General features: G+C 42.0%; 19 protein-coding genes. 10 read left to right on the forward strand and 9 right to left on the reverse strand.

Going from position 1 to position 21,306, the window contains the following annotated elements; genetic code table 11:
- Nucleotides 1-8: 8 nt before the first annotated feature.
- The 8 genes from OOA_RS18890 (at nt 9) to OOA_RS20375 (ending at nt 9,743) form a co-directional block, all read left to right on the forward strand.
- Nucleotides 9-2,324 carry a bifunctional salicylyl-CoA 5-hydroxylase/oxidoreductase gene (locus tag OOA_RS18890; protein ID WP_008913778.1) on the forward strand — a complete coding sequence of 772 codons (2,316 nt, stop codon included), beginning with the start codon at nt 9-11 and terminating at the stop codon, nt 2,322-2,324.
- 29 nt (nt 2,325-2,353) lie between these two features.
- Nucleotides 2,354-3,481, forward strand: a complete 1,128-nt coding sequence (locus OOA_RS18895) for a cupin domain-containing protein (RefSeq protein WP_008913779.1) — start codon at nt 2,354-2,356, stop codon at nt 3,479-3,481.
- 60 nt (nt 3,482-3,541) lie between these two features.
- Nucleotides 3,542-4,453: a fumarylacetoacetate hydrolase family protein gene (locus OOA_RS18900; protein WP_008913780.1), complete on the forward strand. Its 912-nt coding sequence runs from the start codon at nt 3,542-3,544 to the stop codon at nt 4,451-4,453.
- Between the two features lie 18 nt (nt 4,454-4,471).
- A complete protein-coding gene (locus tag OOA_RS18905; protein ID WP_008913781.1) occupies nt 4,472-5,503 on the forward strand; it encodes a carbon-nitrogen hydrolase family protein in 1,032 nt (343 codons plus the stop codon).
- Nucleotides 5,500-6,255 (forward strand): maleate cis-trans isomerase family protein, encoded by a 756-nt coding sequence (locus OOA_RS18910; protein ID WP_008913782.1) that lies wholly within the window; start codon nt 5,500-5,502, stop codon nt 6,253-6,255. The genes OOA_RS18905 and OOA_RS18910 overlap by 4 nt, the downstream gene beginning before the upstream one ends.
- An 85-nt stretch (nt 6,256-6,340) precedes the next feature.
- Nucleotides 6,341-6,799 (forward strand): MarR family winged helix-turn-helix transcriptional regulator, encoded by a 459-nt coding sequence (locus tag OOA_RS18915; RefSeq protein WP_040691975.1) that lies wholly within the window; start codon nt 6,341-6,343, stop codon nt 6,797-6,799.
- Nucleotides 6,800-7,072: 273 nt separating this feature from the next.
- The gene (locus OOA_RS18920) at nt 7,073-8,719 is read left to right on the forward strand and encodes a Na+/H+ antiporter (protein ID WP_008913784.1); all 1,647 of its coding nucleotides are present in this window, start codon (nt 7,073-7,075) and stop codon (nt 8,717-8,719) included.
- A gap of 229 nt (nt 8,720-8,948) precedes the next feature.
- Nucleotides 8,949-9,743: an AAA family ATPase gene (locus OOA_RS20375; RefSeq protein WP_008913785.1), complete on the forward strand. Its 795-nt coding sequence runs from the start codon at nt 8,949-8,951 to the stop codon at nt 9,741-9,743.
- A gap of 268 nt (nt 9,744-10,011) precedes the next feature.
- Here OOA_RS20375 and OOA_RS18935 read toward each other — a convergent pair whose 3' ends face one another.
- The 4 genes from OOA_RS18935 to OOA_RS18950 all read right to left on the reverse strand — a co-directional run bounded on the left by OOA_RS18935 (nt 10,012) and on the right by OOA_RS18950 (nt 13,655).
- The gene (locus OOA_RS18935) at nt 10,012-10,632 is read right to left on the reverse strand and encodes a flavin reductase family protein (protein WP_008913786.1); all 621 of its coding nucleotides are present in this window, start codon (nt 10,630-10,632) and stop codon (nt 10,012-10,014) included.
- A 271-nt stretch (nt 10,633-10,903) separates the two neighbouring features.
- On the reverse strand, nt 10,904-12,001 hold the full coding sequence (nemA, locus tag OOA_RS18940; RefSeq protein ID WP_008913787.1) for an alkene reductase: 1,098 nt from the start codon (nt 11,999-12,001) through the stop codon (nt 10,904-10,906).
- 57 nt (nt 12,002-12,058) lie between these two features.
- Complete coding sequence (locus tag OOA_RS18945) at nt 12,059-12,658, reverse strand: TetR/AcrR family transcriptional regulator (RefSeq protein WP_008913788.1); 600 nt, start codon at nt 12,656-12,658, stop codon at nt 12,059-12,061.
- 232 nt (nt 12,659-12,890) lie between these two features.
- Nucleotides 12,891-13,655, reverse strand: coding sequence for an AraC family transcriptional regulator (locus tag OOA_RS18950; RefSeq protein ID WP_008913789.1), 765 nt, complete (start codon nt 13,653-13,655; stop codon nt 12,891-12,893).
- Between the two features lie 232 nt (nt 13,656-13,887).
- Here OOA_RS18950 and OOA_RS18955 point away from each other — a divergent pair, with 232 nt between their 5' ends.
- Nucleotides 13,888-14,310: a DoxX family protein gene (locus OOA_RS18955; protein WP_008913790.1), complete on the forward strand. Its 423-nt coding sequence runs from the start codon at nt 13,888-13,890 to the stop codon at nt 14,308-14,310.
- Between the two features lie 83 nt (nt 14,311-14,393).
- Here the strand turns inward: OOA_RS18955 and OOA_RS18960 are convergent, their stop codons facing one another.
- The 5 genes from OOA_RS18960 to OOA_RS18980 form a co-directional block, all read right to left on the reverse strand.
- Nucleotides 14,394-14,993, reverse strand: coding sequence for a glutathione S-transferase family protein (locus tag OOA_RS18960; protein ID WP_008913791.1), 600 nt, complete (start codon nt 14,991-14,993; stop codon nt 14,394-14,396).
- An 84-nt stretch (nt 14,994-15,077) separates the two neighbouring features.
- On the reverse strand, nt 15,078-15,779 hold the full coding sequence (locus tag OOA_RS18965) for a helix-turn-helix transcriptional regulator (RefSeq protein ID WP_008913792.1): 702 nt from the start codon (nt 15,777-15,779) through the stop codon (nt 15,078-15,080).
- Between the two features lie 162 nt (nt 15,780-15,941).
- A complete protein-coding gene (locus OOA_RS18970; protein WP_008913793.1) occupies nt 15,942-16,736 on the reverse strand; it encodes a nucleotidyltransferase domain-containing protein in 795 nt (264 codons plus the stop codon).
- A 9-nt stretch (nt 16,737-16,745) separates the two neighbouring features.
- Nucleotides 16,746-17,972 carry an RtcB family protein gene (locus OOA_RS18975; protein WP_008913794.1) on the reverse strand — a complete coding sequence of 409 codons (1,227 nt, stop codon included), beginning with the start codon at nt 17,970-17,972 and terminating at the stop codon, nt 16,746-16,748.
- Nucleotides 17,973-17,976: 4 nt separating this feature from the next.
- Entirely contained in the window at nt 17,977-19,098 is a 1,122-nt protein-coding gene (locus OOA_RS18980; protein ID WP_201764617.1) for a slipin family protein, read from the reverse strand.
- Nucleotides 19,099-19,656: 558 nt separating this feature from the next.
- Between OOA_RS18980 and rtcR the strand changes: the two genes are divergently transcribed.
- Entirely contained in the window at nt 19,657-21,237 is a 1,581-nt protein-coding gene (gene rtcR, locus OOA_RS18985; protein WP_008913796.1) for an RNA repair transcriptional activator RtcR, read from the forward strand.
- The last annotated feature ends 69 nt before the right edge of the window (nt 21,238-21,306 follow it).

A 21,306-nucleotide genomic window follows, 5' to 3' on the forward strand; every position in this document is an offset into this window, starting at 1 on the left:
GAAACTCCATGAATATCGTTTGTATCGGTGGCGGTCCCGCAGGGCTTTACTTCGGCTTACTGATGAAATTACAGGATCCACGAAATCGTATTGTGATTGTTGAACGAAATCGTCCCTATGACACGTTTGGTTGGGGAGTCGTATTTTCTGATGCCACATTAAGTAACTTGCGTAGAGCTGATCCCGTGTCGGCAGAAACCATTTCGGCTGAATTTAGTCATTGGGATGATATCGATATTCACTTTAAAGGTGTCTGTAATCGCAGTGGTGGTCATGGTTTCATTGGTATTGGGCGTAAAAAGTTACTGAATATCTTACAAGATCGCTGCCTTGAAGTTGGCGTAGAGTTAGTATTTGAAACGCAAGTGACTGACGATCAAGAAATAGCACGTCAATATGACGCAGATCTGATCATTGCTTCTGATGGGATCAATAGCGCAGTACGTACTCGGTACGAAAATGTATTTAAGCCCGATATTGATCAGCGTCGTTGCCGTTTTGTTTGGTTAGGGACGAAGAAGATCTTTGACGCATTTACTTTCTTATTTGCTGAGAACGAACACGGTTGGTTTCAAGTTCACGCCTATCAATTCCAAGAAGGTTTATCAACGTTTATCGTTGAAACCACTGAGGAGACTTGGTTAAAAGCTGGCATCGATCAAATGTCTCAGGAAGAGGGCGTTGCTTACTGTGAAACTCTGTTTGCTCCATGGCTGGATGGCGAAAAGTTAATTGCAAATGCCGCCCATTTACGTGGAGCCGCTATTTGGATCCGTTTTCCTCGCGTCATTTGTGACAACTGGGTGCACTGGACAACGCCGACAAGCAGTAAAGACGTACCAGTGGTATTGATGGGCGATGCAGCGCATACAGCACACTTCTCTATTGGCTCAGGGACTAAGTTAGCACTTGAAGATGCAATTGAATTAACTGAAAGCTTAAAAGCAACACACGGTAACTTGCGCAAAGGCTTAGAACACTACCAAAAAGTGCGTAGTGTTGAAGTTCTAAAAATTCAAAATGCAGCGCGTAACTCAACTGAGTGGTTTGAAAATATCAGTCGCTACGAAAACCTTGAGCCAGAGCAGTTCGCGTATTCATTGCTGACCCGTTCACAACGTATTTCTCATGAGAATTTGCGGGTGCGCGATGCACAATGGCTGCAAAATTATGAGAACTGGTTTGCGACAAAATCCGGTATCGAAGCCAGCTCAGATTCGCAACAAATTCCACCAATGTTAACGCCTTATCGCTTAAGGGGCATCGAGCTAAAAAATCGTGTCATTGCCTCACCAACACTGCTTTATTGTGCAACTAATGGGCTTGTCAGCGATTTTCATCTCGTTCATTTAGGTAGCCGAGCTTTAGGCGGAGTCAGTCTTATCATGACTGAAATGACCGCAATTTCACCGATAGCAAGAATGACTGAAGGTTGTCCAGGTATTTGGAATGATCAGCAAGTTGATGCTTGGAAAAACATTACTCAATTTGTTCATCAAAAAACTGATGCAAAAATAGGTATTCAGTTAGGCCATGCTGGTCGTCGAGGTTCGACTCAACGTGGTTGGGAAAAAGAAAATCACCCATTAATAGAAGGTAACTGGCCTTTAGTTAGTGCATCAGCGTTACCTTACTTACCGAATATTTCACAGATACCTTCTGAGCTAACTGAAATTCAGATGGTTGAAATCATTGAACAGTTTGTTGAAGCCACGAAACGCGCAGATAAAGCAGGTTTTGACTGGCTTGAGATACAGGCCGGTCATGGTTATCTGTTATCGAGCTTCATTTCACCATTAACCAATCTACGAACTGATAGCTTTGGTGGCACTTTAGAAAATCGGCTGCGTTTTCCTTTGGCAGTAGTCAGTGCAGTTAGGCATGTGTGGCCAAGTGACAAACCGCTTTCAGTACGTATATCAACAACAGATTGGGTAGAAGGTGGCACAACTGTTGATGAAGCTGTGCTGATAGGGCAAGCGATGCATCAGGCTGGCGCGGATATGGTTGATTGCTCTTCTGGTGAAGTCTCACCATTACAACGACCTGTATATGGACGTATGTATCAAACACCAATGGCTGACCGTATTCGTAATGAAGGCAATGTACCTGTTATTGCTGTTGGTGCCATCACTGAGGCGGATCAAGTTAATAGTATCATTGCTTCAGGACGTGCTGATTTATGTGCATTATCGCGCCCACTATTGTCCGACCCTGCTTGGGTTCTGCATGAGTGTGCCCGTTTTGGCTGGAATTCAGTGAATTGGCCTGCTCCATATGAATATGGTCGCCAACAACTGCTACAGCAATCCAAAAGCCGCTAATCGCCATCACCCGAATAGGAGTAAAGCCGATGAGTACTCAGTCCCATGATCAATATAGAGAAAATGTTGCAGGACGTGCTGATGTCGAAGATACGCCTGAGCTGGTGGCGTATTACAAAGATTTAGCTAACTTAAAAACAGGTGCGTTATGGACTGTTGCTAACAAAATTGAGCCTTGGCAGCCAAAGTCTCAGTCAGTTCCTGTGTTATGGCGTTATCGTGACTTACGCGACCATGTATTACGCTCGGTCGAGCTAGTTACACCTGAAAAAGCAGGGCGTCGGGTGGTTTATTTAAATAATCCAGGTCGACAAGATGTTGCCGCAGCAGTGGGTTGGCTCTATTCAGGTTTGCAGGTGATGCATCCAGGGGAAGCGGCATCAGCTCACGCACACTCTTCATCAGCACTGCGCTTCATTATGGAAGGCAAAGGCGCTTACACCATCGTTGAAGGGCAAAAAATGATGTTGGAAGCGAATGATTTTGTATTAACGCCAAATGGTACATGGCATGAGCATGGTGTTGCAGCAGATGGCCTACCTTGTATCTGGCAAGATGGCTTAGATATTCCATTGGTTAACGCGATGGAAGCAGGCTTCTACAAAGTACACCCAGACATGCATCAAGTGGAAACTCACCCAGTAGATTATCCCGTAGGTATGTGGGGTGGCGCGGCACTACGCCCGCATCATATTGGCTGGGATAAACCTTATTCACCACTTTTTAAATATCAGTGGGGGCCAACCTACGAAGCGTTGAAGCGTGCAGCCAAAGCCACTGATGGATCACCGTTTGATGACATTCTCATGCAATACACCAACCCATTAACGGGTGGACCTGTGATGCCAACCATTGGCGCCAGTATGCAACTATTACGACCGGGTTTTGTGGGTAAAGCTCATCGTCATACGGGAAGTTTTATTTATCAAGTTGCTAAAGGCCAAGGCTATTCGGTGATTAACGGTCAGCGGTTTGATTGGCAAGAGCGCGATATCTTCTGTGTACCGTCATGGATGTTTCATGAACATGTCAACACATCACAGAATGATGATGCTTGTCTGTTCTGCTTTAGCGATTTACCCGTGATGAACTCACTTGGATTGTATTACGAAGAAGCGCTCGCTGAAAACGACGGGCACCAAAAAATTATTGGCTAATTATTTTAATCATTTACGTGAAGATTTAAGTCAGGTGAGCCTGACAAAAGGAGAAGAATTATGCGTCTTATTACTTATCGTTCAGATGTTACCGCTGCCGCACGTTTAGGTGCCATTGTTGATAATCAGGTGGTTGATTTAGCTAGATTAGCGGAAGAGCGAGGGCAATATCTGCCAGATAATATGTTGGACTTCATTGATCTTGGGCCGCAAGGTGTACGTTCTGGGACTGAGTTATTAAATGTGTATCAAGGACAATTTCCCGCAGGCACTGCTTGGCCTGTACAGAATGTGAAAATTTTAGCGCCAATTCCTCAACCAAGAAAAAATATTTTTGGTATCGGTTTGAACTATGTTGAGCACGTTGCTGAATCTAGTCGCACATTAGATACATCAAAAGAGTTACCAAAAGAGCCGGTTATTTTTTCTAAGCCACCAACAAGTGTGATTGGACCCGGCGATGCAATAGAGCATAACAGTAATATTACCCAACAACTGGACTGGGAAGTTGAGCTTGCGGTGATTATAGGAACACGGGCAAAAGGTGTCTCAGAAGCCGACGCATTGAACTATGTGTTTGGTTATAGCTTGATGATTGATATGAGCGCGCGTGACTGCCGTCGTGCAGGTCAATGGATTTACTCAAAAGGTCAAGATACTTATGCACCATTTGGCCCTTGTATTGTTACTGCGGATGAAATTCCTGATCCACATTCCTTAAATCTGAGCCTAAAAGTGAATGGTATCATCAAGCAAGATTCCAATACTCGCCATATGCTGTTTAACGTCAACGCATTGATTGCAGATATCAGCAAAGGGATCACTCTTGAATCGGGCGATATTATTGCAACGGGTACTCCAGAAGGTGTCGGAGCAGGGCGTTCACCGCAAGAGTGGGTATGGCCGGGTGATGTGATTGAGGCTTATGTCGAAAAAATTGGTGAATTGCGCCACCCAGTTGTTGCGGTATAACGCAAAGGAGAGCAGCAAATGTTAAATTTACCTCAATTTAAGGCAGCGGCTGTTCAAGCCGCACCTGTTTTCCTTGATACGGATGCAACTGTCGATAAAGTGTGCCATCTCATCGAAGAGGCCGCGGATAATGGTGCTTCGCTTGTCGCATTCCCTGAAGTATTTGTTTCTGGTTATCCCTATTGGAGCTGGGTAATGAACCCGATTGAGGGTAGCCCATGGTTTGAGAAACTGTGCAAATCAGCGATTGAAGTACCCGGCCCTGAAATTCGTAAAATTGCTCAAGCAGCCGCTCGCCACCATATCAACGTAGTGATTGGGGTGAATGAACGTAATCCAAATGGGATCGCGACGTTGTATAACACCTTAGTGACAATTTCTGATGAAGGTAAAATATTAGGCCGTCATCGCAAATTAGTGCCAACGTGGGCAGAAAAATTGACTTGGGCAAATGGTGATGCATCATCTTTGAAAGTTCACAAAACCAGTATTGGGCCTTTAGGTGCTTTGGCTTGTGGTGAGAATACCAATACGCTTGCACGTTTCTCTTTATTAGCCCAAGGCGAGCTAGTGCATATTGCTAGCTACATTGCTCTACCTGTTGCGCCTAAAGATTATGATATGGCTGAGGCGATTCGGTTAAGGGCTGCGGCTCACTGCTTTGAAGGTAAAGTATTCACTATCGTTTCTTGCTCTACAGTGTCAGAGGAAATTGTAGAAGCCATGGCACAATCACATCCGCAATCACGCGAATTACTCGCGCGTCCTAATAGTGCTTTTTCGGGCATTATCGGGCCAGATGGGCGTGTAATCGGCGAACCTCTGATAGACCAAGAGGGCATTGTCTATGCAGATATCGATTTAAATCGCTGCATTCAACCACGCCAAATGCATGATATTACTGGCCACTATAATCGTTTTGATATTTTCGATTTACAAGTGAATCGCCGTCCATTGACCGCTGCACATTTTCATCATGATGGGCAAGATGTCGATGAACTCAATCAATTCGCAGAACAAGATGATGGTTTACAGGAGAAAGGGCTATGAGTGGCGCACGTACATTTCGTATTGGGCAAATCGTGCCCTCTTCTAATACCACAATGGAAACGGAGATCCCCGCTATTTTACGAGCGCGTGAATCACTGTTTGCCGAGCGCTTTACTTTCCATTCAAGTCGTATGCGTATGAAGAAAGTAACGAAAGATGAATTAGCGAAAATGGATGCTGATAGTGATCGCTGCGCTATTGAGCTATCTGATGCTGCGGTTGATGTATTAGGCTATGCCTGCTTAGTAGCGATTATGAGTATGGGGAAAGGCTACCATCGTATTTCTGAAAAGCGATTGTTTCAACGAACAATAGACAATGGTCACTCTGCACCTGTCGTGACCAGTGCTGGCGCTCTTGTTGATGGGTTACATGCTGTGGGTGCCAAGCGTATTTCAATTCTAACGCCTTACATGAAACCGCTAACTCAGTTGGTTATCGATTATATTGAAAGTGAAGGAATTGAAGTCGTTGACAGTATTTCGTTAGAAATCCCGGATAACCTTGATGTTGGCCGCCAAGATCCGTTAGCGCCCGTTGAAATTACTAAAAAGCTGAATACCAATGTAGATGTGATAGTTGCTTCTGCTTGTGTACAAATGCCTTCATTACCATCCGTTCAATTGATCGAAGATCGTATCGGTTTACCTGTATTGTCATCATCAGTGGCGACAACTTACATGATGCTGAAAAAATTGGGTTTGGACACTCGGGTTGATGGTTTTGGGTCACTACTTACTGGAAAGTTTTAAACAAATTATGTTAAGTGGTCGTTTTTCTTCTGCTAACCTTTTAATATCGAATGAAATTACACATTCTATTAGACAAGAGGAACAGATGTCAGACTCTAAAATATTTGTTGATAATTATCTGCCTGCCCTACTGGGGCAGGCATGGATGCTGGTATCGTCAGAGTTTCATGCCGTTGTTGAGGCACATGGCTTGTCTGTATTGGAATGGCGTGTACTTTCGACACTTGCTGATAATGGTTCTATGGGAATTACTGAACTCTCGCAAAAAACAGTCAGTAAGCAGCCGACTATTACGCGTGTATTGCAAAGACTAGAGCAACAAGGGCATGTGATTAGGCACAATAATCATAATGGTAGTGATAGAAGGATTACTCTTGTGAGTATGACTTCTAGCGGCATGTTATTAGTCGAAGGATTGCTTAAAGAAGCAGAATTACACGAACAATCGGTTTTAGCGCCACTTGGCACACGTAAAAGCAAAATGCTAAAGCAGGTTTTACAGGAGTTGATTGAACGTCATAACATTACGGATATGAAAAAATAATAAAAATAGCGAAAAGAGATCAATAGATCTGAAAACCAACCGAGTATTTATCATATGAAGTTTAAATAAATATTTTCTTATCATAATGATAACGCTCAATTAAAGAAACTTTGAGAATGGCTGTAATATTCTGTAATAGAATGATTCTCATGAAAGTTTTATGATAATTCTGTTTTTTTGTCTTTATGATAAATCGAGACTTTACATCGATTCGATTTATCTATTTACTTCACTACTGATAACCTATGCTTAGCTTAATATCGGAGCACATTCATGTCAGTTGTGACACTTGTTTTAGTTTTTTTATTAGCCGTCATTGTGAGTGTTTTTATCTCACGGCTACTTAAGGATATTATTCCTTTACCTATTATTCAGATAGCACTCGGTGCAGGGCTGTCAGTGTTGGGCTTTACGGTTGAGTTTGAACCTCATCTGTTCCTATTTTTATTTATTCCACCATTACTCTTTTTGGATGGTTGGCGTATTCCAAAAGAGGCTTTATTCCAAGAATTAAAACCTATCATGTCATTGGCGATTGGTCTCGTTGTTGTGACCGTGATCGGAATGGGTTTCTTTATTCATTGGTTAATCCCTGCGATTTCATTAGCCGTTGCTTTTGCATTGGCTGCGATTTTGTCACCGACGGATCCAGTTTCAGTCTCCGCTATGACGGTGAATTCACCACTCCCTTCACGTATGGCACATATTCTTGAAGGTGAATCACTGCTGAATGATGCAACAGGCCTTGTTTGCTTTAGTTTCGCAGTTACTGCAGCATTAACGGGGACATTCTCTTTAGCTTCAGCTGCGGGAGAGTTTGTTTTCGTTGCGGTTGGTGGGATTGTTATCGGTCTGTTGGTTGCTTGGGTCATTGGCTGGTTAAACCAATTTTTGGTTAAGCGTACCGGTGAAGAACCTGCCATTCAGATTATGATCAGCCTATTGATGCCATTCAGTGCTTATTTAGTGGCTGAACATCTTCATGTGTCGGGTATTTTGGCTGCAGTGGTTGCGGGTATCGCAATGCACTATGAGAAAATCGCGGGGCGTATGCAGGCGGCAACGCGTATGCAAAGCAAAGCAGTGTGGGACACAGTACAAACTGCACTTAACGGTATGATCTTTATTTTACTGGGCGAGCAACTTCCTAGTATGTGGAATAACATGCCACAAGTTGCTGAAGCAGCTGGAGCAAGTCATCCATGGATGTTGTTTGTGTATGTAATAGTCATTACGGTATCGCTGGCTGTATTACGTTTTAGCTGGGTATGGATATCGATGACATTAACGGTATTCCACAAGCGTCGTCGTGGTAAAGATGCTGATGTATTACACATCCGAATGATGGCTATTATGGCAACAGCAGGTGTCCGGGGGGCGATTACCTTAGCAGGTATTTTGACCTTGCCACTGTTAATGCCAGATAACACATTATTTCCAAATCGTGATTTGGCTATCTTCTTAGCGATGGGCGTTATTTTATGTTCATTGCTCATTGCGAGTATTGCATTACCTGTTCTAACGAAAGGTCTTGTGCAGGATTTGCCTTATGATAATGACGAAATTCGTGCTCGAATGGCATTGAATGAAGCTGCAATGGCACACCTACGTGAACTGATGAACCATCCATCGGAAAACATGGATGAAATTGCGATGCGTACTGAAGTGGGCGCACAGTTATTAGAAATCTATGGTAGACGTTTAGATAACACAGATGAAACTGAATCTGATATTTATGACCTTCATAGAATGATTGATATGGAGCGCGCAATGTCTCGCTCAGCCTTACAAGTAAAACGCGATGCACTGTATCAAATGCGTAAAGGCAAAAATATCAATGAGCGCGTTTACCATCGACTGCGCGATGAGTTAGACCTCAAAGAAGAGACACTAAATCATCATAAAAGTAAAAAGCATTAATTAAAATAATGGCCAGAATATCTATTCTGGCTTTTTTTAAGCCTGAAAAATAGAAAATTAAACACGGATGATAAGTAATTTTCTGAGTAAAAAAACAATAAAATACTAAAAATCTCAGTGAGGGGCCACTATATTTAATCCATCAAATATCGAATTACATAAACAGCAATTAGTTGAATTAATCGCCAAAGCTGATCAAGCTATCACTAATGAAGATTTTACCTATTTGATGAATTTTTACTCTGAAAATGGTTCGCTAGTCGTTAAAGATGATTTACATGTCAGCGGAAAAGAAAGCCTACGAAAAGCATTTATCGCGATTGCCGAATTTTTTAATCATACTTTGCAGGTCGCTCAAGGTACTGTGAAAGTTATTTTTGGAGAAGACTGCGCATTGGTTTTAGCCGAAACCTTACTGAACGCCAAAATGCACAATGGTGCCGATTTTGACACTGTGCGAGAGGCGACCTATGTTTTTAAATTCATAGAAGACCAATGGCTGTGTGTTATTGATAATTCCTACGGAACAGATTTATTAAAATCGGCAGCGGAAGCGCGGTTACATTTTTTATGTGGGAAAATTGCTTCAGGTAAATCGACGCTCGCCAAGACTTTAGCCTATAAAGCACGTACAGTTTTAATCAGTGAAGATGCGTGGTTATCAACATTGTATCCGGGGCAGATCACGGAGCTTTCTCACTACATTGAGAAAAGTACGTTGATAAAAAGCGTATTAGAAACGCATATCCCGCAATTGGTAAAAGCGGGAAATACAGTGGTAATGGATTTTCCTGCCAATACGCCAGCACAACGAAAGTGGCTAAAATCATTAGCCGAATCATCTGGTGTCCCTTATGTCTTTCACGTGCTTAAAGTTGATTCAGATGAATGTAAACGACGATTATCTAAGCGAAATGAAGTCGGGGATAATCCGTTTAAAACCTCAGATGCGGAGTTTGATTTGATTACCCAACATTTCTCTTATCCAAGTGATGATGAGCAGCTTATTTGCCAAGATGATTGAGTTGATATCTCTGAAGTTTAGACTTAAAAATCTATTCGTCATGCTTTAAGTTGTATCCACAGTGATCTCATTCAACTATCCGAGGGACTGTTGATCTTTGAAGGTCAATTTTTATTCGAACCCGAAGGGCATTTTAATTTGTGGTGATGTTTTTTAATTATTTTAATATTTGGTATCGTTAAATTGCTGTTATTTAAACCGATTGATGCAGTAAAAATAAGCAGCAAAGCTAGGGCTAGCTTTGCTTAATACATACATGAAATTTGAATTATTTTGGTCGATACATTTGCAGTTTTTGTTGTTCTTCTATCCAGAAATAGTCAGCAGGCCCACCGGCACGTAATAAAGGCTGTTGTTGTGCGGTGTTATATTCACCTTGCTCGAGTACTTGCTGGTTAATGTGTACCATAACAACTTCCCCCATCACCATCCAAGTATCTAATAAACTGCCATCGGCACGCTTTAGTTGTTGGTATTGCGTTACGACACATTCCATCGAAACTGGAGTTTGTGCGATACGTGGCGGGGCAATAAGAGTAGAAGGTAACGTAGTAAGCCCCGTCAATGGGAACTCACTTTCACCAGCTTGTAAACTGGCACTGCTAATATTAACCTGCTCACCTAATGCGCGCGTAGCAAGGTTATAAACAAATTCGCCGGTTTCGATAGCATTCGTGACCGTATCTTTTTTACCTACACTTGAAAATACCAATATCGGTGGTGAGTAATTAAAAATATTAAAAAAGCTATAGGGCGCAAGATTAGTGCGACCTTGTTTATCACTGGTCGATATCCAGCCAATAGGGCGTGGACCAATTAAAGCTGGAATGGGGTCATGGGGTAATTCATGTCCCTTTGTGGGTTGATAGCTATAAAATTCAGTTGTCATTGTGGGCTCCTTTTTAAGCTATCCTAACGGATATTGATTTAATACGTCGAGATGATGCATGAAAAAGGCAGTCAAAGTACAGCGATGGCAGTAATCGGATAACTGAGTTGTTTTTGGCGAGTGGACTAATCTCTTCTCGAGTATCTCTAATACTGATAGTTGTCATAACGTTGAGAGAAAAATTTATTAAGAAGATTGGCAGAATTAAAATAATAGCGGCAAAACTTGCCGCTATTAATGTCATGCGATGAATAGAGGAATAATGGAAGAATTATAACGATGGATAATCGGTATAACCTTCCGCACTACCACCATAAAAGGTTTCTGGTCGACTTGGATTAAGCTCAGCTTTACGTTGTAAACGAGCGACCAGATCCGGATTGGAAATGAAATCACGGCCGAATGCAACGGCATCAATCAGGCCTTTAGCAATCAAATCTTCAGCTTTCTCTACGGTATAAGCGCCTGCACCAATAATCACACCTTGAAAACGTTCACGTACTTTGTGGCGGAAATCTTCGCTATACGGTTCGCCACCAGCCCAATCTGGTTCAGACATATGCAAGTAAGCTATGCCACGTTTCGCTAATTCTTCAATCAAATATAGCGCATCTGCTTCTTCATTCGGGCCATTATCAACATTTTGGAAAGACCCAATCGGAGAAACACGAATGCCAATTCGTTCAGGACTCCACTCTTTGCTGACTGCATCGATGACTTCTAAGACGAGGCGAGCACGATTTTCGACACTGCCACCATATTGATCAGTACGATGATTAGAAGAAGGTGAAAGAAACTGATGCAATAGATAACCATGGGCTCCATGAAGCTCAACCATATCAAATCCGGCTTCACGGGCGTTCGCAACGGCTTGACGAAAATCGTTAACAATTCCCGGAATTTCATTCAACTCCAATGCGCGTGGCATTGAGGTATCAACACGGTTTGGGTGACCATTTTCATCACGAAGAGAGGTACGAGTACCAGCACTAAGAGCTGAAGGTGCAACCGGTGCTGCGCCGTTAGGTTGGAGGCTAGTATGAGAGATTCGGCCTGTATGCCAAAGCTGTACTGCAATACGACCACCTTCAGCATGAACACCTGCGGTAATTTTTTTCCATGCTGCTATCTGTTCTGGGCTATGTAATCCTGGAGCACCTGCATAACCTTTAGCTTGAGCAGAAATTTGCGTTGCTTCAGAGATAATCAATCCGGCACTAGCGCGTTGACGATAATATTCACCCATTAATGGTGTTGGAATATCACCTGGCTCAATACTACGCAGGCGAGTTAGTGGTGCCATGAATATACGGTTTGGTGTAGTAATCGCTCCCACTTTCAACGGCGTAAACAACTTTTCTTGTGACATATCGCTTCCTTAATAGACCGGTCGATTAGTGATGACATAAATAAAAAGTGCCAGCGATTATGGGCTCGGCACTGCAATAATAGTTTTCACATGGGCTAACGCACTTTCAAGTGAGCTAGCATTACGCGAAATTTTAGCCTGTAAATTCGCCCCCAGCCATAATGAATAGAGAACTTGAGCATTAGTTAAAGCATCTCCACTAAAAAAGATCGATTTCTCTTCATAACCTTTCTCAAGTGCTTTTTGAAGCAATGTGATGATTTGACTGACACCTTTATTCATTGCAGCATTCATATCTTCAGAAAGGTCACAAACTTCGGCAGACAACTTTACTGTCAAACAGTTATTGATTAAACCTTCGATACAAGAGTGCTTTAACATTTCGCCGTAATAGGCCAAAAAACGATCGCGATAATTGCCTTCTGCACTATCAAAATGTGAGGCTAAACGCTGACAATAAGCGGCGTAGTAGCGCTCTAGCATCGCCACACCAAAAGCCTCTTTCGAGCGAAAATAGTGATAAAACGAGCCTTTTGGCACTTTTGCTGTTTTGAGCAATTCATTAAGCCCCATACCAGTAAAACCGCGATGTATACAAAGTGATTCACCAGTGGCTAAAAGATGCTCGCGAGTATCGTGTTCGTTATTTCTGTTCATGGTGTTACTCTAATAGACCGTTCGGTCTAATGCAAGTATTGTTATTGGCAATATGTGCTTTTAAAGTTAGTCGCCATAATACAGATTGCTTTAAAGCAATCATTTTATACTTGGCATACTTTATGTGGCATCGTTGTTGGCTATGTTCTGCAACTCCGGTCATCGGGTTTAACAGTGCTCCCTATCTACTCTACCTTTTCTACCTTTGTTGTTTGGCTGCACGCAAATCGAACTATTTAGATATAAAGCTCGAAGGCGTTTTTCCTAACCATTTTTTGAACATAGTAGAGAATGCACCGACACTACTGTAATCCAAATCAAAAGCGACTTCAGTGACCGATTTACCTGCCGATATATGTGTAATCGCGCTAAGTAAGCAGGCTTTTTGCCGCCAGTCCGAGAATGATAAACCAGTCTGTGCACTAAAAAATCGACTAAATGAACGATCGCTTTTATATAATGTTTTAGCCCATTCTTGAGGAGATGATGTTATTTTCGGCGATTTTAGAAACTCACGGCATAGTTTCGCCAAAACTTCGTCTCTGGGGATCGGGGCAAAAAACGGAAGAGGTTCGGCACGAGAAATTTCGTGCAAGATCAGCTGGATCATAATGCCATCGCGGCCCTCAAGATCATATTCGATCGGCATATCGACAGATTCCAGCAGTAATTGGCGTAATAACGGAGTGACACGAAGGACTTCGCATTTATGGCTTAGTCTTGGAGCCGCAGTTGGCTCGATATAGAGGCTGCGTGTACTGACATTCAGCATACGAGTTGCATGAGGTGTATTTTTAGGGATCCACACGCCACTGTCAGGTGGGATCACCCATTCTCCATCAGCGGTACTGACTTCAATTAACCCCGTTGCACCATATAAGAATTGTGCTCTGCGGTGAACGTGCGAATTTAACAGTATATTCGGTAAGTAGTCGGTACCGATCGCTAACACATCACGTTTCACATCATCGACACTGATTAGTGGAATATTTCGCATAATGACTCGTATGACTTTGGGTGTAGGTAAGACTAAATTGTTGATTCAAGTTTGCCTATCTTTTTTATACGGATCACCTTAAACATGAATCCCAGCTACTACTAAAGTATTAAGAATAATTTCGTATAAACGTGATATAAGCATGACAATTATAAATAAAAATGATTATCATTACATTTGCGTTTAAGTCATAACGAATAATGATGGATATTCTCATTTTGAGGAGTACACAGTGATAGGCTCATTCAATCGGTTGCTAGCACATGATGATGCTGGAAAATTTTTATTACGTCTTACTGTCGGTGGTTTAATGCTATTTCATGGCATAAGCAAACTATTAACAGGAGCAAGTGGTATTAAGGGCTTACTTGCAGCACATGGTTTACCCGAGTTTATTGCTTATGGAACATTTTTAGGCGAAATTATTGCCCCTATCTTTATTATTCTAGGAGTATTGACCCGCCCATCAGCATTACTTGTTGCTTTTACCATGTTTGTTGCTTGGCTAATGGTTGGTTTAGATAAGACATTCTTACTCGATAAAACGGGTGCTTGGGCAATTGAAAGTATTGTTTACTTCTTTGTCAGCGCAATTGCAGTTGCCTTTTTGGGCGCAGGCAAATTTTCTATCATGAAAAATACTAACTGGCGCTAAGTTTTATTTTCGATACCAATGAGTCTAAGGCCATCATGATTGATGGCCTTGTAGTATAGAAATTAGCAATCTCTAACTCTAGATTAAGATTCCATTTTTGCTTTAAATTCAGCATTCAAACTGAGAGCTGTTAGATAACTCTTCATCACAGGTGATATTTCGATCAAATTGTGTTTCGCTAGAAATACTAAAAAGGATCCAACATACACATCCACCGCGGTCAGCTGTTTTCCACAAATATAAGGCTCGGCATTCGCGAGTCCAGTTTCCAAGCAGTCCATTACCCGCTTAAATGAGCCGAAACCAGACATTTTTTGCTGTTCTTCATTGAGTTCTAATCCCATTTGATCCGCGGTAAATGCTGCTTCAATAGGGCCTGCGGTAAAGAAGAACCAACGATAATAAGCGGCACGTTGCGGTGAATCAAAAGCAGGTGCGAAACCTTTTTCAATAAATTTATCTGCTAAATAGAGGCAAATCGCGGCTGTTTCAGTGATGATATTATTATCATCAACAAGTGCTGGTACTTTTCCCATCGGATTAATGGCTAGATATTCAGCTGTATGCATTTGTTCGCCATAAGAGAGCTCGATACGTTTATAAGGCACGGCTAATATTTCTAACATTAAATCGACGGTATTACCGCGTGACATTGAATTTGTATACAGAGTGAGTTCGCTCATGGCCTTTCCTTTATGAGTAAGTTGAGAACTCATCATAGGGTAAGTGAGTGACAGTTTTTGTCAGGAGCGATGCACGCTATAAATTTATATACAGCTTGAATTATCGGAGCGTAAAATTTCTTTTCGCCAGCGCTCGAGTAAATAATGTTTAGGGTAGGGAAACTTTTCATTTAAAACTGCATAGGATTGGATTCGATCTAAGCGGAAGTGACGATAACTTTGGCGTAATTCACACCACGCGGCGAGAACTTGAGTCTCTTTCATATAACCAATCGCGATAGGCCAGATCACGCGGCTACTGAGTTTGCCACTGTGATCTTCATAATCAATGTTTGCTTTGGTTTCTTCTCTAAGACTGCAACGTAGAGCTTTAGCGATGGCATGATCAATATGGGGCAACTGAGTGGTTGGTGCAAATAAGGTTGTTTGATTGATGATAGCTTGTGAGCCTAGCTTCACTACAGAGTTTATTTTATTCGCTGCGCGCATGGCTGATGTACTCAGCTCTTCATCTGCATTACTTTGTACCCATCGTAAGCCGAGAATAAGCGCTTCAAGTTCGTTTTCGTCAAACATTAAAGGAGGGAGTAATAATCCTGATTTTAACTGATAGCCAATGCCCGCTTCCCCTGAAATTTCCGCACCCTGACAACGCAAAGTCTCAATATCACGATAGATAGATCTGACACTTATTTGTAATTGAGAAGCGAGTGATTCCGCAGTAACGGAGTAGCGACTCTCTTTCAATATTTGCAATAAGGTCAATAAGCGTTGGGTGCGTGTCATGAGATTGTCTACTCAGCGGCTAGGAGACGCATCATAGCATTGATACTTGTCTCATTTCGAGTTGGATTCCGCCGTTCAGGTCACTGGATTTTTTATTATGCAGGAGATCTAATTGAGAAAATTATTAATCGTGAGGGCGACGGGATATCTCCCGTCGCAGGTTCAATAGCGTTTTAAAATAGTTTGTTGTAAAAATTCATCTAATAATTTGCTATCTCGACAATAAGGCTCAGGAAAATTGAGCTTTTCAGATTTTGCAATCGTCTCCACTATTAACCTGTCTATCGCAGGTCGCCTTGTACCATAAAGGCTTTCATCAGCATTACGCTTGAGTATTAGCAATTCATCTATTTCTGCCAAGACTGATTTATCCGTTACAGTCGCATCAACAAGTTGCCTAAATGCCATTGGTGGCATCTCTTTTGACTGCTCAATCCAACACAATGCAAGTATTGCTCTTAAGATATAAAAATACTTCTTAAGCCGTACTTGCTCACCTTTAAAATCCGTATGAAGATTACGTTTTGCTATCGATAAATAGTGATAACGCGCCTTTAACGGTGAATAAAATTTCGCGGCTAACTGCTCAAATTGTGGATAGAATAGCTCATCTTTTTGATAAATAATCGGTGAATGTAACCACTCGATTAATGCAGGGTTCGAGTTACGCAGCAACTTTAATGCTTTTGATAGTTCCCAACCTGCCACATCCAGTTCATCATCTATGGGTTTCTCGATTACATCGCGTTTTCTATCGAGTGTTAAATACCAATCTAACTGATGAACATAGATAAATCGTACGTCATAATCACTGTCGCGTGAGGCAAAGCCCCATCCGCGACTGCCTGATTCACAGGCGAAAAGCACTTTTACCTGAGAAATTGTTTCTATTTCCGCTAATGTGTCGTGTATACGTGTTTGCATTAACGGGGAAACACTAAAATGTTCACTTTCCATGCATTTCTCCTATCCTTTTACACACACTACCTGACGCAGAGTATGTACAATTTCGACCAGTGATGACTGAGCCGCCATGACCGCATCAATGTCTTTATAGGCCATTGGAATTTCATCAATGACATCACTGTCTTTTCGGCATTCCACGTGTGCTGTCGCTATTTTTTGATCGCTAACGGTGAAACGTTTTTTTGCTTCTGTTCTACTCATCACTCGGCCTGCTCCATGGCTACAAGAACAAAAACTTTCTTCATTTCCCAAACCGCGGACGATAAAGCTTTTCGCACCCATCGACCCAGGAATGATGCCCATTTCGCCTTTTTTTGCAGATACTGCACCTTTACGAGTGATCAAAACTTCCTCACCAAAATGTTGTTCTTTCTGCACGTAATTATGGTGGCAGTTAACGGCTTCTTGTTGTGTCGTAAATGGTTTGATAATTTCTCGCGATAGCGCTTCTAAAACCCGATGCATCATCACTTCACGGTTATGACGAGCAAAATCCTGTGCCCAACCAACCGCTTCGATATAGTCATTGAAGTGTTGGCTTCCTTCTTCAAAGTAGGCTAAATCTCTATCCGGTAAATTGGCCATATGCTGTTGCATATCTTTCTGCGCTAGTGAAATAAACAAGTTTCCGATGGCATTACCAACACCACGTGACCCGCTATGCAGCATCACCCAAACTCGGTTTTGCTCATCCAAACATAACTCAATAAAGTGATTCCCTGTTCCCAATGTTCCTAAGTGGTTATAGTGATTAGTTCCACGTAGTTTTGGGTATTTATCACAAATACGTTTGAACTCTTCATCCAAGTGTGCCCAATGTTGATCAACAATTTCCGGTGTTCGATGCCAAGCGCCTTTATCTCGTCCATGTCGATGTGTTGTGCGCCCGTGTGGTACGGCAGCTTCAATCGCAAAACGGATGTTTTGCAAACTATCCGGTAAATCGGAGGCGGTTAGTGATGTACGCACCGCTATCATTCCACAACCAATATCCACACCCACAGCGGCAGGAATGATGGCACCCTTGGTTGGGATCACACTTCCTATCGTCGACCCTTTACCCACATGAACATCTGGCATTACCGCCAAATGTTTAAAAATAAAGGGCATTTTTGCGGTATTTTGCAGTTGTGACACTGCTTTTGGGTCAACTGGCACGCCGTTTGTCCACATCTTCACTGGTGCACTGTTTTCTAAAATCAATTGGTTAAAGTCGTTATTAGTCATTATGTTATGCCTTAATTTTTACCAGCCCGTTCAATACTTGATCTAATCCACCGTAAACGGAAATCTGGTCGATTCGATGCGCGATGCTTTCGAGTGTTTCAAGTTCTTTTAAGCGCAGTGCAACAGGGTTGTTTTCCATCACTTTGGCCGTATTCAGTAATGAACGAGTGGCTGCCGTCTCTTCTCGGCGACGGATCACGTTCGCTTGGGCGGCTTTTTCTGCCTCGACCACTTGCGATAAAATAGTTCTCATATCACCCGGTAAAATGATGTCTTTGACACCAATGCTGTCAACTTCCAAGCCAAAGGTAGCAACACATGACGCAATTTGTTCGAGCATCAATTGATCAATTAATTGTTTATTTTCAAGCAACTCATCCAGTGAGCGAGTACCGATAATTTCTCTTAATGCAAACTGCAGCTCACGATACAGGTAATCAATAGGCTGACTCAACTTGGAAAAAGCCAGCAAAATATCCTGATAGCGCCAGTTAGCAGACAGATTGACTCGCAAGGTCACTTTATCTTTGGTTAAGATTTCTTGACCACTCACCTCCAATGATTGTAAACGGGTATCAATCACTTCAACTTCCGGTTTATGTTCAATTCGCCAATAACCATAAGTTCCAGGTTGCAACAATGTTTTTATTTCACCATCAACCTTGAGTACACCAACATGCCATGCGGAAACTTGTACTATTAAGCTAATATCATTGCCTTTAATGCGTTTTTTTGCGGTTAAGCGATTCATTAATATCTGTGGGATAGCGATATCACCCGTTTGTTGTGTCTCAACACGCTGAGTGTTACCCATTTTCCAATACAAACGACGTGTTGCCGGTGCTAAAATTTCTGTCAGATTATTATGTAGATATAAAAAACCAATTTCATCATCGGATAAATTAATATCAACACAGTATTCATTCACCCAATCAGGATGATATTGGCGTAAATGTTCTGCTAATTTTTCATCAATTGGCTCATGATTTAAAGTAAACAGAGTGATAGTTAATTTATTAAACCAATCATTGACTCTATATTCTCCTGCCATGAAAAGATGTTGGAAATTGCCGTTTTTCTCGGTAAGCGCTATTTGTCCTTGTGCCACATTTATTTTTTTCATTATTTGTCCTTTTATTATTTTGAGGCCGCCACCGAAGAAAGAAACGAAGTAATAGGGTGAAGTGTAGAGTGCTAAATTTCTTTCATTTCTCGATTCACGGAACGGTTAGTGATAGTCAGCTAACCGAAGCCGCAATACGAATTATGTTGCGCCTACATTTCTGCCTATTACCCGGTTAATTTCTCGGGTGGCGGTTTGTCGCGTAACGACCACGACTTTTTATACATTTCAGATGTAAGGGTATGTGATGACAGGAATCGAACCTGACTTAACCATAATCACTTGTTTACTTACTGACGGCAGAATACAGACCATGCAGTGACATTCTTAGTCACCATGTCTGCACTGGTAGAACTTAAGTTCTGACAATTTCCGGCAGTGGATACAATGAGTAGTGCCATAACCGTGCCAACTTTTTTAAATTGATAGAAAATGTTTTTATCTATTTGATATTAATCGATTAATTATTTTTTATGATAATTCTGATGTTGTTCGTTGTCTAAATACCTCATGCTATTTATTATCTTTTTATATCGTCATTTATAAATTTATATAAAAAATATGAACGCAAAACGTAAAGTAGTCATTGGTGTGCTGGGTACGGTGTTGGATAGGCGGGGTAAAAGAGCCAACCGCTGGTCAAAGTGGCGGCCAACAGTTGGGCTGTGTCAGCAGCCGGATCTGGATATTGACCGCTTCGAATTGATCCATCAGGTCAATGATTACAGCATGGCGCACCGTGTTAAAGAGGATATTGAACAAGCTTCACCGCACACTGAAGTGGTACTGCGTGAAGTTGATATTGCCGATCCGTGGGACTTTGAAGAGGTATACACCTCGCTGCTTGATTTTGCGGCTCATTATCGCTTTGATACTGAAAATGAAGAATATTTAGTGCACATCACCACGGGAACGCATGTGGTACAGATTTGCTGGTTCTTGTTGACGGAAGCCCATTATCTGCCTGCAAAATTGATACAAACTTCGCCTTCGCAAGCAGGTAGAGAAAAAGATCCTGCCGGTATTTACGCTGTTATTGACCTCGATTTAAGTCGCTATACCCATATTACGAGCCGCTTTCAAAAAGAGCAGCAAGCACAGGTTTCCTTTCTTAAGTCAGGCATTGCAACTCGCAACGCTAATTTCAATGCCATGATTGAACAGATAGAGCGTGTCGCATTGCGTTCGAAAGCGCCAATGTTATTGAATGGACCCACGGGGGCGGGTAAATCTTTTCTGGCGCGACGAATTTATCAATTACGTGAAAGTCGCCACCAAGTAAAAGGCCGATTTGTCGAAGTTAACTGTGCCACATTGCGCGGTGATAATGCGATGTCGACTCTATTTGGTCATATCAAAGGTGCATTTACGGGGGCAATTAATCCCCGCCGAGGTTTATTAAAGGAAGCCGATGGTGGCATTCTATTTTTGGATGAAATCGCCGAACTGGGACTGGATGAACAAGCTATGCTGCTCAAAGCCATAGAAGAAAAAAGTTTTTTTCCATATGGTGCAGATGAAGAAGTGCGAAGTGATTTTCAATTGATCGCGGGCACGCATCGTAACTTGGCTCAATGGGTAGAAGAGGGAAAGTTCCGTGAAGATTTATTTGCGCGGATCAATATGTGGACATTCACATTACCCAGTCTTGCCCAACGGCGTGAAGATATTGAGCCAAATATGGATTATGAATTGGCGAAATTTAGTCATGATCAGCAAAGTCAGATCCGTTTTGATAGTGAAGCGCGACAGGCTTATTTGAAATTTGCTTGTTCTGATAATTCCTTATGGCGCGGTAACTTTCGTGAGCTGGGAGCTTCGGTGAGCCGAATGGCAACATTTGCAGAAAACGGGCGAGTGACAAAATCGGTAGCAGATGAAGAAATTATCCGTTTACAATCCCAGTGGATGACCAAAGCAAAAAATACATTGCCACCTGAAATCGGTGAAATTGATTTGTTTGAACAGCAACAATTAGAAACTGTGCTGTCAGTATGTCGCCGTTCAACAAGTCTTTCCGAAGCGGGTCGAACATTATTTGCGGTATCAAGGCAACAGAAAAAACAGCCAAATGATGCTGATAGATTGCGTAAATATTTAGCCCGCTTTGGTTTGGACTGGGAAAGTGTGAAAAATGGTTGATAGTATTCAGCAACCCTGACCCTGTAATGCTAAGAGCTGCGGCATAATAAAAAAATAAAAATGGAGAGA

This window comes from Providencia burhodogranariea DSM 19968 (assembly GCF_000314855.2).
Lineage (GTDB): Bacteria > Pseudomonadota > Gammaproteobacteria > Enterobacterales > Enterobacteriaceae > Providencia > Providencia burhodogranariea.